Annotated in this window: 15 protein-coding genes; 2 read left to right on the plus strand and 13 right to left on the minus strand. The window is 58.8% G+C overall.

Annotated elements, in window-relative coordinates; translation table 11 throughout:
- Positions 1–55: 55 nt before the first annotated feature.
- Complete coding sequence (locus JWZ97_RS01170; protein WP_205432825.1) at positions 56–697, minus strand: SOS response-associated peptidase; 642 nt, start codon at positions 695–697, stop codon at positions 56–58.
- A gap of 47 nt (positions 698–744) precedes the next feature.
- Here JWZ97_RS01170 and JWZ97_RS01175 point away from each other — a divergent pair, with 47 nt between their 5' ends.
- Entirely contained in the window at positions 745–1605 is an 861-nt protein-coding gene (locus JWZ97_RS01175) for a LexA family transcriptional regulator (RefSeq protein WP_240342421.1), read from the plus strand.
- Here JWZ97_RS01175 and JWZ97_RS01180 read toward each other — a convergent pair.
- The 6 genes from JWZ97_RS01180 to JWZ97_RS01205 form a co-directional block, all read right to left on the minus strand.
- Positions 1532–2566, minus strand: coding sequence for a hypothetical protein (locus JWZ97_RS01180; RefSeq protein WP_205432827.1), 1035 nt, complete (start codon positions 2564–2566; stop codon positions 1532–1534). The genes JWZ97_RS01175 and JWZ97_RS01180 overlap by 74 nt on opposite strands.
- An 85-nt stretch (positions 2567–2651) precedes the next feature.
- Complete coding sequence (locus JWZ97_RS01185; protein ID WP_205432829.1) at positions 2652–2924, minus strand: hypothetical protein; 273 nt, start codon at positions 2922–2924, stop codon at positions 2652–2654.
- The gene (locus JWZ97_RS01190) at positions 2914–4488 is read right to left on the minus strand and encodes a restriction endonuclease subunit S (RefSeq protein WP_205432833.1); all 1575 of its coding nucleotides are present in this window, start codon (positions 4486–4488) and stop codon (positions 2914–2916) included. Before JWZ97_RS01190 ends, JWZ97_RS01185 begins: the two co-directional genes overlap by 11 nt.
- Before the next feature lie 181 nt (positions 4489–4669).
- Positions 4670–4858 (minus strand): hypothetical protein, encoded by a 189-nt coding sequence (locus JWZ97_RS01195; protein WP_205432835.1) that lies wholly within the window; start codon positions 4856–4858, stop codon positions 4670–4672.
- A gap of 348 nt (positions 4859–5206) precedes the next feature.
- Positions 5207–5395, minus strand: a complete 189-nt coding sequence (locus JWZ97_RS01200) for a hypothetical protein (RefSeq protein ID WP_205432838.1) — start codon at positions 5393–5395, stop codon at positions 5207–5209.
- Positions 5396–5576: 181 nt separating this feature from the next.
- Entirely contained in the window at positions 5577–7067 is a 1491-nt protein-coding gene (locus JWZ97_RS01205) for a class I SAM-dependent DNA methyltransferase (RefSeq protein WP_205432839.1), read from the minus strand.
- 104 nt (positions 7068–7171) lie between these two features.
- Between JWZ97_RS01205 and JWZ97_RS01210 the strand changes: the two genes are divergently transcribed.
- Positions 7172–7504 (plus strand): GIY-YIG nuclease family protein, encoded by a 333-nt coding sequence (locus JWZ97_RS01210; protein ID WP_205432841.1) that lies wholly within the window; start codon positions 7172–7174, stop codon positions 7502–7504.
- Positions 7505–7583: 79 nt separating this feature from the next.
- On the opposite strand, the gene hsdR is transcribed toward JWZ97_RS01210, so the two are convergent.
- The 6 genes from hsdR to JWZ97_RS01240 form a co-directional block, all read right to left on the minus strand.
- Positions 7584–9932 carry an EcoAI/FtnUII family type I restriction enzme subunit R gene (gene hsdR / locus JWZ97_RS01215; protein ID WP_205432842.1) on the minus strand — a complete coding sequence of 783 codons (2349 nt, stop codon included), beginning with the start codon at positions 9930–9932 and terminating at the stop codon, positions 7584–7586.
- Between the two features lie 211 nt (positions 9933–10143).
- Positions 10144–10860: a hypothetical protein gene (locus tag JWZ97_RS01220; RefSeq protein WP_205432843.1), complete on the minus strand. Its 717-nt coding sequence runs from the start codon at positions 10858–10860 to the stop codon at positions 10144–10146.
- Positions 10861–10969: 109 nt separating this feature from the next.
- Complete coding sequence (locus JWZ97_RS01225) at positions 10970–11620, minus strand: PBECR2 nuclease fold domain-containing protein (RefSeq protein WP_205432844.1); 651 nt, start codon at positions 11618–11620, stop codon at positions 10970–10972.
- Positions 11621–11673: 53 nt separating this feature from the next.
- A complete protein-coding gene (locus JWZ97_RS01230; protein WP_205432845.1) occupies positions 11674–15126 on the minus strand; it encodes a hypothetical protein in 3453 nt (1150 codons plus the stop codon).
- A 205-nt stretch (positions 15127–15331) separates the two neighbouring features.
- Positions 15332–15574, minus strand: coding sequence for an AlpA family transcriptional regulator (locus tag JWZ97_RS01235; RefSeq protein WP_205432846.1), 243 nt, complete (start codon positions 15572–15574; stop codon positions 15332–15334).
- A 23-nt stretch (positions 15575–15597) separates the two neighbouring features.
- Positions 15598–15834, minus strand: a complete 237-nt coding sequence (locus tag JWZ97_RS01240; RefSeq protein ID WP_205432847.1) for a hypothetical protein — start codon at positions 15832–15834, stop codon at positions 15598–15600.
- Positions 15835–15840: the final 6 nt, after the last annotated feature.

Raw genomic sequence — 15840 nt, forward strand, 5'->3', positions numbered from 1 at the left:
CACCGGTCAAGGGATACCAGCGCCCTTAGCGGTTCAATTCACTTCACCCCGCCGCTCAACTCCTGGGCGGTCGTGGATCCGGCCTGGCGGTGAATTCATCGGCTGGCATGGCTCGCAGAAATTCTCCGGCTTCCTTGGTCGTGGCGTTTAACCAGCATTCCCGGTGTTCCGGTGGCACGATGACCAGGGAGCGTTTTTCGTCGCCCGGTGCATGAAATCGCCCCATGACTGGATGCCGGTCGGCATTGATGGTCAACATGGAAAAGCTGGTCAGACCGGTACCATCAGGCTGTCGCCAATAATCCCAGATGGCTGCGACGGTGAAAACCTCCTGATCCTGCCGCTCGATGCGCCAACGGATCGGCTTGCCGGTTGCGTAATCGGGCTCGTAAAAGCCTGCCATCGGCACTAGGGCATATCGCCGACTTTTCCAAGGATCGCGATAACTGGGCTTTACGGCCACGGTCTCCGAGCGGGCGTTGTAGGTATGACGGGCAATCTTGGTGTCTTTCGACCAGAACGGGACCAGTCCGAACATGGCCTCCCGTAACTCGGCTGCCTGGGAATCTGGTGCGATCACCCGGATCGGCGCCCGGTAGCTGACATAGCTTTCCTGCGGGTAATCGAAAGTCGGCTCTTCCCAACGGAAGGCGGTCAAGAAGATCGACCGGGGTGCCGGAATGTAGTTGCTACACATGGACGGGACCGCGCTGCTGATTTTGCGAAAGACGGGAGCAGGGGATTTTGTATACACTCGCCTTCCCGACGATTCAATGGTTGCCCGCCATGCCTCCGTCCATCACCTATCTCCAGACCCCTGATCCGAAACCGCACCGCGGTAACGCGGTGGTACTCGGCTCCTTCGATCAATTGCGCCAGCCGACCTATCAGCCGCTGTTTTTGTCGCGGATTTCCGCCGGGTTTCCTTCGCCGGCCGATGACTACATCGAACGTACCTTGTCGCTGGATGAGCATCTGGTGAAGCGCCCGGAAGCCACGTTCTTCCTGCGGGTGCAGGGCGATTCGATGATCGGCGTCGGCATCCACGACGGCGATTTGCTGGTGGTCGACAAATCGCTCACCGCCCAGCACAACAGCATCGTCATCGCCGAGATTCACGGCGAGTTGACCGTGAAGCGGCTATATCATCTCGATAACGAAATCGCGCTCCTGGCGGAAAACCCCGACTATCAGCCGATCCCTATCAACGAGGAAAGCCAACTGGTGATCTGGGGTGTCGTGACCAACGTTGTCCATAGTCTCCGCGAAGCCGGCTCGTCGCATGTTCGCCTTGATCGACGCGAACAACTTTGTGCGACGTGGAAAGTCGCTTGCTTGAATGTTCCGACTCAAGGATGGGGACGGAACCAGTTGTCCCATCAGCCGTACCCTAGGCATTGCCGCCGTCTGGATTTTTCGCGGAACCGCCGGCCGATCCTTTCGCGGTACTCAAGAACTGCCGACCCAAGCCGGCCGCTCGGGGCCTTACATTCCTCCGAATACGCTGCGCCATTCAGAGTTACGCGGACTTTCACAAATCGGCCGAGTCACACCACCCGAAGCTCACAAACATCCAAGGGGCTTCGAGCTCGGCCATATCATTAAAGGCTTGCACGTTAAGCAGAGCATCCACAGCATCGATCATCGGGTGATCGAAGTGAGGCCAGATCGCCGAATGCAGAGCCCAGAATAGAGCACTATCGCCACCGAAATATTCGGATAATCCCGCTCGTAGCTCTCCCCGAAGTTCGGAGGTAATCAGGGCCAATGCGCGCCCATTTAGTCCGTCAACGTCTTCCTCGTGGGTATCGCAAAAATCTTCGAGGTCGGCGTCCGATATTCGGGCCGCCTCGAACCCAAGAAAGAATTCGGAAATCCCCAGCGCCCGTGCCGTGGAATTCGGATCGAAGGTGTTACACGAATTTCCACTCGCTCCCTCGAACCCGTGCAACCACTCGCAAAGCGTGGCGGCTATGGCGGCGGCCCGCTGCTGTCCCAGGTTATGAGGATTTGTCTCCTGCATTGCACCGACTTTCATCGCGTGTCCGACTATCGCGAGCCAGGTATGCGCCGTGCAGTAATGCGTGTCGGGTAACTGGAGTGCCAACTCCTCCGGCTCAAAAGGCCAGTCGAAAAGGTTTTCGTCATACTCCACGCCTGTCCACCAAAAATCCATCGCATTGTATTCGTCTCCGAAATAGGCAAGCGCGCCGGGATGCTCCCTGGCGAGCCATTTGGCGATGCGGGCGGAGGTATGCTCCTCTAATTCACGAGGGTCGGGGCCGCCTTCGATGTCGTCGCATGACGCGCCAAGAGCCTCTACGGTGGCTTCGGGAAATCCATACGCCTTGATAGCTTCCGCTTCCTTGCTGCCATCTCCGGTAACCCAAAGAAGGAAGAGGAAAGCGTCGGTTACGCCTTCCGCTTTCCGTTTCATTGCCGTATTGGCAGCCCGCAGCAAGGTGATGTCGGCTGGAGAATCCGCCGCAGGCGGAAATGCTCCGCCGGGCCACGCGTAGACAACGACGTGGCGAAGACCGCGAAGAATTTCGGGGTTTGTGCTCATATCCGGCTGCCCATCGCAACGGCCCATATGGAATTCACTGTGGCACCAAGTGGTTCGTGGCTGTTATTCCAACCGCCGAATATCTTTACGATTGATCCCATTTCGGAAAATAGGCCTTTAGCCTTTCCACTGTATGCCGCCACTTGGGCGTAGTCGGCTGGCAGACGCTGTTCTGGTTGCCAAACAGTCCAACCTCATTGACAGCCTTAGCCTCCGGGACCGCATCGAGCCATTGAATACGCACGAAATATTCGGCTTTGTCCGGATCATCGGCGAACTGCCGATAGTGGGCGGCATGCTTCAATATCTCCAAACAGGGTTCGTCGCCAACTCGCCAGATGGCGTGCTTAACAGGCATGGGCGGCTTCCTCGAGCCTCATTGGTTTACGAGTTGCGGAATGGGTCTGGCTTGATTGCCCGCTGCCAGTCAATTCGGCGACGAGGGCTTCCATGAGTTTCGCGGCGTTGGCGCGGGAGGCGGCGAGCTGGGTTTCCAACTGGTCGACTAGGGCCATGAGTTGGTCGACTGTGGCGACTATTCTGCGTTGTTCGGCGAGGGGTGGGAGCGGTATACCTAAATTGTGGAGAACCTTGGTTTCCAGTTTGCAGGTTCCGTGGGTTGATCGCTCAATCACAGCTAAAACCTTTGGCTCAAGGGCTCGAAGTACCAGCAATAAGAACTCCGTTGTGTCAGATTCGAATGGCAACAAAGCCTTCATATCTTGGTTGATTGCAACGTCCCGCATTGTTAGAGCGACAGGGAACGAACGCGCTAAGATCATGCCTCGAACAACCATGAGAAGACTTCCAGGCGGAATGATGCGAACTGCAGAACTTTCAACGGCAGTATGTGAGATATGGTCTTGTGCGTCCTCGATTCGCTGCACCTTCATATCCTTCGGGCTAACCCATGGCAGCTCTCCCGACCAGAAATCGGGTCGTGATTTGCTTGGCGTTCCACCTCCTCTCCACTCGCCAAGTTTGCCAAGGGGAACCGATAGCCAGCATTCGGGTAGGTCGTCGTCGCCGGTTTCACTGGCGCTGGTTGCCAGTCTCGCAAACGTGGCAGCCGCTGGTTCGTCATTCGGGACCTGCGGGATAAGTTTGCCTTGCACCGCGAGGGTGAGGATGGTCTTGCGGAGGTCGGCGGGGGTGATGTCGTAGGACTTGTGGAACAGGAAATCGAGGTTGGCCGGGGTGGGGGCTTCGGCGAAGCGGGCAAGGGAGGCGCGGGCGAGCGCGGCGTGCTTTTCCTGCCGCTCCTTCTGCTGTGCCTCCAGTCGATCGCACAAGGCCATCAACTCGTCCACTTTCGCCACGATCCGCTTTTGTTCGGCAAGGGACGGGAGTAGCAATGTAAATTCGCTCATCCGGCCAAGATACAGGCATGGCTGAGCGCTTTGTTTCACGTTTCTCCATATTTGCGATTGGCCCATGGGGCTGCGAAGGAACAAACTCAGATATTGCGGGGCTATCTTTTCGGTATTCGGACGAATAAGTGCGACGCTACGAACAAGCACGATATCCGGGGGATTTTTGACCAAGCAAACTCGCCCAGTTGTCGCGCCGACGCAGACCATCAAAATGTCTTCGTGACAAGGTTTACAACGCTTCCAGCATTTTTCAGCCGTCGCGGGGGCGACGAAATCTGTGTACGTAAGGTCAAGAAAGCCATCGCGGACGTTTTTGGCGGTTGCGAGCGGTACTCCTTCCTCGGTTCGGTGAGGGGTCGCATGCTCGCCATCCGTAATTTGCGCACAAACGTCGCGCATCTTTACCCATACCCAATCCTTGATGGCGGTCGGACACTGAGTAAGCTTGCCCTCAATAGCCATGCTAAGCACCAACTCCCGAATCTTCGCCACAGCACTCGGCGCATCCGCGAACAGCTCGAATTTTTCGAAGAAGGTTTCCAGGTTCATGGGCGAATCGAGGTCGGTAGGTCGTCATACCGGCAGGGAATGCCGGTATCTAGATCACAAGGAAGTGAGAGGCTGATGTCATCCGTGACTTCTGGACCCCCGCAATCCCTGCCGGGGTGACGGTCGGGAGCATCCGCCGCATCCGCGAACAGCTCGAACTTTTCGAAAAATGTTTCCAGGTTCACGGACGAATCGCGGTCGGTAGATCGTCATACCGGCAGGGAATGCCGGTATCCAGATCGCAAGAAGGTGAGAGGCTGATGTCATCCATGACTTCTGGACCCCGGCAATCCCTGCTGGGGTGACGGTCGGGAGCATCCACCGTGTCCGCGAACAACTCGAATTTTTCGAAAAATGTTTCCAGGTTCATGGACGAATCGAGGCCGGTAGGTCGTCATACCGGCAGGGAATGCCGGTATCCAGTTCACAGGGAAGTGAGAGGCTGAGGTCATCCATGACGTCTGGACCCCGGCAATCCGTGCCGGGGTGACGGGCGGGAGCATCCGCGAACAACTCGAATTTTTCGAAGAAGGTTTCCAGGTTCATGGACGAAGCGAGGCCGGTAGGTCGTCATACCGGCAGGGAATGCCGGTATCCAGATCACAAAGAGGTGAGAGGCTGATGTCATCCGTGACGTCTGGACCCCGGCAATCCGTGCCGGGGTGACGGGCGGGAGCATCCGCGAACAACTCGAATTTTTCGAAGAAGGTTTCCAGGTTCATGGACGAAGCGAGGCCGGTAGGTCGTCATACCGGCAGGGAATGCCGGTATCCAGATCACAAAGAGGTGAGAGGCTGATGTCATCCGTGACTTCTGGACCCCCGCAATCCCTGCCGGGGTGACGGCCGGGAGCATCCGCCGCATCCGCGAACAGATCGAACTTTTCGAAAAAGGTTTCCAGATTCATGGACGAATCGAGGTCGGTAGATCGTCATCCCGGCAGGGAATGCCGGTATCCAGATCACAGGGAAGTGAGAGGCTGATGTCATCCATGACGTCTGGACCCCGGCAATCCCTGCCGGGGTGACGGTCGGAGGAATTCGTCGCACCGGCTGACGGCAGGAATGCTCCGCAGATTGTCTCCAGCCTCATGCGTCGGTTCCGGCGGCGGCAGTCAGGGCGTGATGGAGTTCCCGCTTCAAGGCGGCGCGGGTTTCGGCGATCTGCACCAGCAGCTTTTCGTATTCCGGCAGCAGATGGTCCACGTCCCCCGGCCCCTCGTCGGGATTGTGCGGGTTCTTCAGGTCCAGGTTGTAATTGCCGGCCTTGATCTGGTCGATGGAGACGCGCCAGGCCTGTTCGTTTTCCACCCGCGAGGCGTAGCCGTCTGTTGGCGAGCCCCACCAGGCCCGTTCCGGCTCGAATTCCTCGATGCGGATGGGCTTGGTCTTGTTGTAGCTCTTGGCGCCGGGCGGATAGGGGTGCTCGTAGTACCAGACCTCGGTGGTGGGCTGGCCCTTGGTGAAGAACAGCAAATTGGTGCGGATACCGGTGTAGGGGTTGAACACGCCGTTGGGCAGGCGAACGATGGTGTGCAGGTTGCAGTCGGTAAGCAGGGCTTCCTTGATGCGGGTCTTCACGCCTTCGCCGAACAGGGTGCCGTCGGGCAACACCAGCCCGGCCCGGCCACCGGGCTTGAGGATCTTCATCAGCAGCACCAGGAACAGGTCGGCGGTTTCGCGCGTGCGGAACTCGGCGGGGAAATTGGCCTCGATGCCGTCTTCCTCCATGCCGCCGAAGGGCGGATTGGTGACGATGACGTCCACCCGTTCCTTGGGCGACCAGTCGCGCAGCGGGCGGGATAGGGTGTTGTCGTGGCGCACGTTGGAGGGCACGTTGGAGGGCACGTCGATGCCGTGTAAGAGAAGATTCGTCATGCACAGCACATGGGGCAGATGCTTCTTTTCGATGCCGGCGAAGCAGTCCTGGATGGCTTGCTCGTCGGCCTCGGTCCTGGCCTGTTTCCGCAAATGCTCGATGGCGCAGACCAGAAAGCCGCCGGTACCGCAGGCCGGATCCAGCACGGTTTCGCCCAGGCGCGGGTCAACCTGCTCAACGAGGAACTGGGTGACGGCGCGCGGGGTGTAGAACTCGCCCGCGTTGCCGGCGGATTGCAGGTCCTTGAGCAGCTTTTCGTAGATGTCGCCGAACATGTGGCGGTCGTCGGTGGCATTGAAGTCGATGCCGTTGATCCGGTTGATGACCTGCCGCATGAGGGTGCCGTTCTTCATGTAGTTGTTGGCATCCTCGAAGCTGGTGCGGATCAGGGTCGTCAGCCGGTCCCCCGCACCGCCGCTGAGATATTTCAAACGCGGGAGCAGGGTGTTGTTGACGAAGTCCAACAAGGCATCGCCGGTGATGCCTTCTTCATCGGCGGCCCAGGCGGACCAGCGCAGATGCTCAGGGAGAGGCGAGCGGTAGTCGTCGCGCAGGAGTTCCAGTTCCTTCTCACGGTCGTCGAAGATCTTCAGGAAGAACATCCAGCCGAGCTGTTCCAGGCGCTGGGCATCGCCGTAGGTGCCGGCGTCCTTGCGCATGATGTCCTGGATGGATTTGACGAGGTTGGAAACGTTGGGCATGGGTTAAATATGAAAGTCGAAAATAGAAGCCTGTCCAGGGTATGACGTCATTCCGGCATGGAGTGCCGGAATCCAGGACACAGGGATGTGATAGCCTGCCGGTTATGAGCAAGCTTCCATGTGTCTACATCCTTGCCAGTGGGCGCAACGGTACCATTTATGTTGGCGTGACCTCCGATCTGATGAGGCGCGTTGCCGAGCATCGACAGGAGCTTGCCGATGGATTTACTAAGCGTTATGCCGTGCATGACCTGGTTTGGTATGAAGTTCACGAGCGAATGGAATCGGCCATTTTGCGGGAAAAGCAGCTCAAGAAATGGGACCGGCGAGCGAAACTGCGGCTCATAGAGCAAGGTAATCCAGAGTGGCGAGATTTGTGGCCCGATTTGGCCAGTCCCTCCCTGGGCACTGGACCCCGGCAATCCATGCCGGGGTGACGACGCATGTTTCGGCTTGAGTCGAAAAGGAACATCCAGCCATCTCGCTCATCCTTCTACCTTCATTATCCGTCCTTTCCTATGCCGCCTCCCGATACAGGGCGACCTCCAACTCGCGGATGGCGGCCAGATAGTTCTGCTTGCCGCCGAAGAGTTTGACGATTTCGACGGGGGTGCCGAATCGGCTGAGCGGGTCGACCTTGAGGATGTCCATGGATTCCACGCTGCGGATGCCGCTGTCGGCGTATTTGTCGAGCAGGGCGTCGAGCACGGCACGGCTGGTGTCTCCGTATGTTCCGAACACATCGCGCTTGCGCACCTGCTCGGCCCGCTCGCGGCGGGTCAGGGGCGGCCGGTCGAAAACCACATGGCAGACCAGATCGAACGGGTCGTAATCCCGGCCGACTTGTTCGGCCAGTTCATCCAGGAACACGCCCTGTCCTGCCAACTCGTCGACGATGGCCTGCTTGCGCTCGGCATCGTTCCAGGCGTTGAGGAAAGCGTCGAGCGAACTGTAGGCCTTGCGCACGGTCTTGCGGGTGTAGTCCTTGAGCGATTCGGTGATGAGTCGGCCGTCGGCGTCTAGATATTGCACGCGCTCGGTGGCGACGGTGACTTCCACATCGTTCACGTAGTATTTGGTGGGACCACCGGGCTCGCCGGGTGAGGGCTCGCCCGTTCCCCCGGGTTCGTTTGGTCCATTGCCGGAGGGATAGTCGTCGCCATCGTCTGGCAGATCAAGCGGCTCGTCGGGGCCGGGTTCGTAGATCTGCACCGGATCGCCGTCGAAATCCGGGTCCGCGAATAGCGCGGTGGCCCGCTTGAAATCCATGATGGTGAAGTAGAGCTTGCCGTAATCCTCGTTGATGCGGGTGCCGCGGCCGATGATTTGCTTGAACTCGGTCATGGAGTTGATGCGGCGATCCAGCACGATGAGTTCGCAGGTCTGGGCATCGACGCCGGTGGCCATCAACCGCGAGGTGGCGGCGATAACCGGGTAGGTCGATTCCGGATCGATGAAGTTGTCGAGCTGCGCCTTGCCTTCGTCGTTGTCGCCGGTGATGCGCATGACGTAACGACTGTTGGCGGCGGCCAAGTCCGGGTTGGCATTGACCAGGGCCTGCCGCATGCGTTCGGCATGATCGATGTTCTCGCAAAAAACGATCGTCTTGGCGTAACGGTTGTGGGCTTTGAGGAATTCGGTGATCTTGTCGGCGACCCGCTCGGTGCGCTTTTCCAGGATCAGGTTGCGGTCGAAGTCGAGGTCGTTGTATTCGCGATCCTCGATGAGCTGCCCGTATTTGTCGGTCTGCCCGGCTTCCGGCCGCCAGCCATCAAGGTCTTTGTCCAGACCGATGCGGATGACCTTATAAGGAGCGAGAAAACCATCGGCGATGCCCTGGCGGAGCGAATAGGTGTAGATCGGATCGCCGAAGTATTCGATGTTGGACACCTCTTCGTTTTCCTTCGGCGTGGCGGTCAGGCCGATCTGGGTGGCGGAGCCGAAATACTCCAGCACCTTGCGCCAGGCGGCATCGTCCGCCGCGCTGCCGCGGTGGCATTCGTCGACGATGACCAGGTCGAAGAAATCCGGCGAGAACTGCTTGTAGATGTTCTGCTCTTCTTCGGTGCCGGTAACCGCCTGGTAGAGCGACAGATAGATTTCGTAAGCCTTGTCGACCGTGCGATTCGTGATCTTGGTCATCGCCTGGCCAAACGGCTTGAAGTCGTTGGTCTTGGTCTGGTCGGCCAGGATGTTGCGGTCGACCAGGAACAAAATCCGGTTCTTCGCGCCGGATTTCCAAAGCCGCCAGATGATCTGAAACGCGGTGTAGGTCTTGCCGGTGCCGGTGGCCATCACCAGCAGGATGCGATTCTCGCCGCGAGCAATGGCGTCGACGGTGCGATTGATGGCGATGAGCTGGTAGTAGCGCGGCGATTTGCCGGAGCCGTCGTCGTAGTAATTCTGGGTGGCGACCGTTTGCTCGGTCTCGGTGTAGCCCTGGGCGGCGCAGTAACGCGCCCAGAGTTCGCCGGGGGAGGGGAATTGATCGAGGGGAAACTCCCGCTCTACGGTGGCGCTGTTGCCGGTGCGGTCGTGTTCAAGAAAGCCATCGCCGTTGGAACTGTAGGCAAACGGCACGTCGAGGATTTCGGCGTATTCCAAGGCTTGGGACATTCCCGCGCCGTTCGAATAGTGGTTATCCTTGGCCTCGATGACCGCGATAGGAATGTTGGGTTTGTAGTAGAGGACGTAGTCGGCCTTCTTGGCTTCACCGCGCTTGACCGTCTTCCCGCGAACGATGACGCGGCCCTTGGTGAAATAGAACTCCTCCCGAATCTGGGACATCAGGTCCCATTTCTCAACCAGCGCCGGGGTGATGAACTTGGTGCGGATATCCGTTTCGGTGAGTTGCTTCTTGTCCATCGTTCAGGGGTTCAGCCCGGCTAAAAGCCGAGGGGCTAGGAAGTTTGCGTGGTCTGGTCACTTCAAGAGGGGTGTAAGTGTAAGACAACGCAGCCCATATGGCAGTGCCCGCTGGTAGAGGCCAGTCGGAAGATGACGGGAAGAGCGCTCGTCTGATGGCTTGAGGGGCGCAGGAACGGGATGGCCGATTTTCGACCTTGAATTATCTGTCCTACCGCTTTGCTGAATGATTGATCTTCGGTTCGGAACACATCAACAGATGGATACGCTCTACGACTAGAAGTGAATGGCCGCGTGGGCATACTACGCGGTTGAGGTTCCAACCGGCCTTTCCAACATCGTCCCGGAAAACCAACTGGCTGTGCGGAACGATCTCATCGCATTTCAGGCATTTCACCTCGGCCTTGCCCTGGCGGACGTAGTGATCCGCCACGAACCGGAATCGCGGCCATGCCGTCGGCACGTTGGTGGGCTCAAGACGTTTGTCGTCGCGCCGTTGTAGCCAATTCAAGATGGCGCCTTCGTCCTCTCCATCACGCCTCGGGTCGATGCAGATTTGTGCTCGCAGAAAAGCCTCGAGGTCCGCGGCGTGAAAGATGAGTTCGCCGTGGCTTTCCTCATAACCGTGTTGCCCCTGACGATAGCGGACCCATGCGCCGCACTCGGGCGGGTTCGTTCGCAGGTTCGCCAACTCGCGTTGCGAGGCCGCAATTTTTAAGCAGAAGCTGTCCTCGATGAACAGAGGATGGGGGGCCAACAAGCAGGCAGGCCTGAGCAAAAGCAATGGCCACAGCAACGTCTTGAAGATCAGCGATGTCCAGATATCGCCCTTCGCGTAATGCCAGTCGAACACGTCCAACCGGAAGGCCATATGCCATCCGAGGCGGACACCGACCGCCGCGGCTCCGATCAGGTAAATGGAAAGCACCTATGTTCTCCGCCTAGGAATACGCCCCCAAATTCCGCGCCGAGTGCGGTGGTTGGCAGGCAGGACTTCGTCCCATTATGGCCGAGCAGATGGAGATCGGCTGAATGGACTAGCCAGCGTTAAGTGAACCCTTTGTTTTCAATTCCGCCATCGGCTTGCGCTCGCCGACCACGCCAACGACCGGATGACCTTTCAGGAATTCGGTGGCCGTCGGCGCCTGGGCGGGTTTCTGTCCTGCTATACTCGAAGCGGAAGAAGCCCCGTCAGGCTGCTTTACCGCGGCGGGATAGCTCGACTGCTCAGGCGTGACGGCGTTTGTGAAGGCAGTGGCCGCATATCCGAGCTTCCCGCTTCTTACCGTTTCCCCAATCCGCCCAAGCCGCTTCAGGTGGCTGCTGATCGAGACTTCCACGTTTCCCTGCAATACCGTGACCGACACGAAATATCGCGTCTTGTCCGGCGCCGTGAAGGCCTTGATGTAAACCTTGGCGGTTTGCCTATCGGCGCCTTCCTTCGGCCTCGGTGTTTCCACAATCAGAGAGGGCTGTTCCAGAGTCGGGCGTATCTGGCCAAATTCCAGATGTCGGCCATTGTTCTGAAATTTGTGATGCTGGTTCTCGCCGGTCTTGACCGGGCCGTCCAGCGTTTCCACGATGCCGTCAGCGCCGAACTCCGCTTTCCATCCTTCCTCGCTATTAGGCAGTTCACGAAACGGTGCTGCATCGGCTTCCAGGCCGGCACGCAATGTTTCGTCACTCAATTCCGCTGTTTGCTTTGCCTGCTCGGCATTCCGACCCGCGTTTCCATCCGGTTTCACCCAGGTACGAACACATAGGCGATGTTCGCTTCGTTGATCGCCCGCGCGGCAAAATCCCGCGCGCCGTGGCGCATGATCGCCTTGGCCTGCGTAATTACCCGGCCTTTCCGGCGTATCGCCTGGTCCACCAGGGCAGCGTCGGACCCCATCAGCCGCGCCTGATTCAGCGCATCGCGGAGCGGCTGGTCCTCGATGCGTCCCATATCCTTGAGCGCCTCGTGATGCCACACGCCGAAATCCTGCATCAGCTTCAAATCGGCCTGGAAGACCGTCCGCGCCGGCTCCGGCAAGGCCTCGTAGCGGTCTTTCAGGCCTTGATAGGCTTTCTTGCGCTTATACTCGAAGGGAATGGCCCGGCTCAGGTCTTCCCGCTCGCGCAACCATTTCGCTTGCTGCGAGGCGTTAGGCGCGCCCAGCAGCAGCTTGCTCAAGGCATGAATGCGCTTGCGCATTTCTTTGGGCTCGCGCAAATGAGCGAACGGAACGGACGGGTCCACCCCGGCCAGGCGCACATCCACCAGCAACTCGGCCAGCCGGTCGGCCACCGGCTTGTCCTTGCGGGTCAGCGCATCGAACGGCATCAACACGTCATTGGCCGCCCGCGCCCGCAGGTTCGAGGCCTCCGCCTCGCGCAACTGCATCGCCGGCACGAAACGCCGCTGCAGCACCGGCAGCACCCCGCGCGCCAACTCGGCCACCTGGCGCACCGTCAGCGCCCCCAGCGACACATCCTTGACGGTTTCCGAAAACTGGCGCGCCCCGCGCAACACCGCCCGGCCCGCGGTCGACCCCTTCAGCAGCGCCGTGCCGAATTCCCCCAACTGCGCCCTGGCCTCTGCCGGGACTATGCGGAAACGGATATCCGGACTGTTCGAGGCGAAAGCATCCACGCCGGCGGCCAACGGCTCGCCGTTCTCGTCCAGCACCCTGGACGCCTTGCCCTTGAACGCCCGCCACCCATGATGTCTAATGAAATCAAGCGAGGCGGTAGCAGGAGAGGCGCCCACTGTTTCGGGCAACCGATCCATGGCCCTCTGTTCACCGGCCGCCTCGCTGATCTCAACACCCTTGAACTCCTGCTCTCCGCGATGTCTAATAGCATTAAGCGAGGCGGTAGCAGGCGGGTGGCCGAGAGCTTCTTGTAAGCTGTCCGTGCCCGATTCACCGGCCGCTTCGCTGACCTCCTTTAGCTCAACGATTCCCTTCGAGGCGGGCACTTCTTGTGCGATGAACTGTCTATAATAGTCGTTAAGGTGCGTCGATGTAGGTGCGGGATGAATTGGTTTCGGCCTTTCCCCCGGTTGTGATGAAAGCCCTTCGGCGCGCCTTACATCCAATAACTCATGGTCGTAGAACAAGCGACCATTCGCATCTTCCCGCGCTCCCGCCGAAACCACATAAAGCTCCCTGGCAATCTTTACCCGCGCCGAAATCACAACCAAACGGCCTTGCGGATTTTTTGGATTGACGCCGTTGTAAACTACTTGCCCACGTCTCAAAACATCGGGGATCGCCGCAATCGCTTTAAGTTTGTCCGGTCCACCTCCATGGCTCACAGCTTCCTTGATTCCGTGATGGCGGACTTCGATTCGCAATCCGCTAGATTCGTTCTGATAATTGCCGGCCACATGCTCATCGCCATATTCGCGGGCCTTGATCCTTAACGTCTTCATATCAAGCGGTTCAGTGAAGTCCGCAATCTCGTTGCCGTTTATGACAACCGGAGCGCCCTTCACTAACTCGTCTATCGCCGCCGCCTTTTCCCAATCTCCAAACCACGCCTTGAAGCGCGGCGTCCTGGCGATCAGCCACTGTTGTTCGCTCAGCTTCGAAGGCGCCCCGTTCGGCGCCTTCAGCCACTGCGGCGTACCGGCGTAACGGCTCCGCAGCGCCGCGAACTCCTGCTGCAAAGACTCGTCCGGCCACGTGAGGAAGCGGATATCCGGATTATTCGAGGCGAAAGCATCGACGCCGGCGGCCAACGGCTCGCCGTTCTCGTCCACGAGCTTGGACACGGCGTCCGGATTGACGTCGGCAACGGATTGGGCTAGTGTTCTGATTGCCCCTGGCAAGACGATGCGTGGCTCTGCCTTCTTTTCAGAAGATGCGGCAGCATAATTGAACGTCTCCAGGGGTCTTCTCAAAACGGCTTCATGGACATACATCCGCTGCATGTTCACGTCGCGCCGCACTTCCACATAAAGCTTGTAGTCACGTTCACCGATCTTGACGGGCGCCCCAATCAAGAAGGCATCCGGATCGGTGGGTTCGCTCTTTTCCAGCAGCCCCAAGACCCGCCCTTTCTCGATTGCCTCCGGCACCAAATAAAACGCCTGCCCCTTGACCGCGCTCATGCCATGCGCAATGGATGAACTGGCCGCGTGATAATCCAGCGCCACCTTTCCCAGGGCCGGGCTTTCAGCAACCCCACCCTTGGCCTTCCAGTGTTCGCCTACCCAGTGCGCTAACTGGTTCAGCTTGGCGAATTGCGGAACCTCGTTGCCGCTCATGACCGCAATCGGTTTGCTTTCCAAAAACCGCTGATTTTGCAAACCCTCCCAATCCCCAAACCACGCCTTGAAGCGCGGCGTCCGCACCATCAGCCACTGGTTTTCGTTCAGCTTCGAAGGCGCCCCGTTCGGCGCCTTCAGCCACCCCGGCGTACCGGCGTAACGGTTCCGCAGCGCCGCGAACTCCTCCTGCAAAGGTTCCGGCAGCTCACCCAACTCCCGTGCAAACTGCGCCTGATTGGAAGCCGGGAAAGTCCTTTGCGGCGCACCGCGGCGGATGCCTTCGGCGATGGAAGCCACCAGGGCGCGCATTTCCGCCTTCGTCACCCGGCCCTTCAGCAGGCCGATCGCGCGCAGGCCTTGGGCGATCTTCGCCAGCAGCCGGTCGAACCACTGCCGGAGCGGCCCCGGCGTATCCTCGGCGATTTTGGCGAAGACTTCTTCGGCTATCCTGAATTCGTCATTTCTGAGAGCGGGATATTCCCGTTCTACTTCCCGGAAAAGCCCACGAAACCCCGCCAGCCCCCGCGAATTAACGATGCGGCGCAGAATATCGGCCTTAACATCCGGCTCAAACAGGTTGAGGCCATAGTGCGCAAGGACTTCATGACGGAGCGTCTGGATCGCGTCGTGCACAGAATCCAGGGACCGTCGGATAAGTACAACGGTTCCCGACCTGGGCAATAGGTAAGCCTTGACCGTTCCCTCGATGCCGTGATTTGCTCCGAGAGCGTCTTCGAGGGTGTCGGATATTTGGAAATCCAGTCCGGTACCGGCAGATAATCCGGCTCTGAATTCGTCGATGGCTTGCTGGGCTTGTTCACGGCTTATGCCTCCTGGGGCCTGGCCCCGGTGGGTAGAAAACTTGGAAAACTGCGGCGTTTCGCCGGCCGGCGGCGCAACAGTATCCCCGGTCGTCGGGTCCTTGCTCTCGCTCAATAGTTCGCGCCGCAACCGACAAGTTTGGGATCCCTTCAGAGGCTCACAGAGGCGTTAATCTCTGCGGTCTCCCCGCGGGACGGCGTTGCAGGGCTGGATTGGCCCGACGCGATCCGGGGTATATAGACACGCCAAGACTCAAAGGCATCCCCCCCTCGTATATCGACATTTTTTCGCAAATTCCGCCAACGTCAATGGTTGGGAATCATTGATCGGATTCGCCCTTTTCCATGGCTACGAGCAAGCTTCTAATATCGGCCCATCGCCACAATGCGCAGCGTCCGGCATGGGTGGGCTTGGGGTAAATTCCTGCTTGGATGCCTTTGTACCAGGTTGTTTTCGACACCGGCACGAGGGCGGGTATCGGCGTGGGCCTCGCGTTTTTGTCACCGATGATCTGGCTCAGCCTGCAATAGCCTGTTTTGGGGATGTCATTCATTGGATTCATGGGTCGGGTTCCGATATGGAGAATTAACTGGCTCCTGCCGCCGTGGCGATTTTGGCGAAAACCTCTTCGGCTATCCTGAATTCGTCATTTTTGAGATTGGGATATTCCCGCTCTACTTCCCGGAAAAGCCCCCGAAACGCCGGCAGTCCCCTCGAATGAAGGATACGACGCAGAATATCGGCCTTGATATCAGGCTCAAACAGGTTGAGGCCATAGTGCGCAAGGACTTCATGGCGGAGCGTCTGGATCGCGTCGTACACAGAATC

Origin of the sequence: Methylococcus sp. EFPC2 (assembly GCF_016925495.1) — a bacterium.
In the GTDB taxonomy this organism is placed as follows: domain Bacteria; phylum Pseudomonadota; class Gammaproteobacteria; order Methylococcales; family Methylococcaceae; genus EFPC2.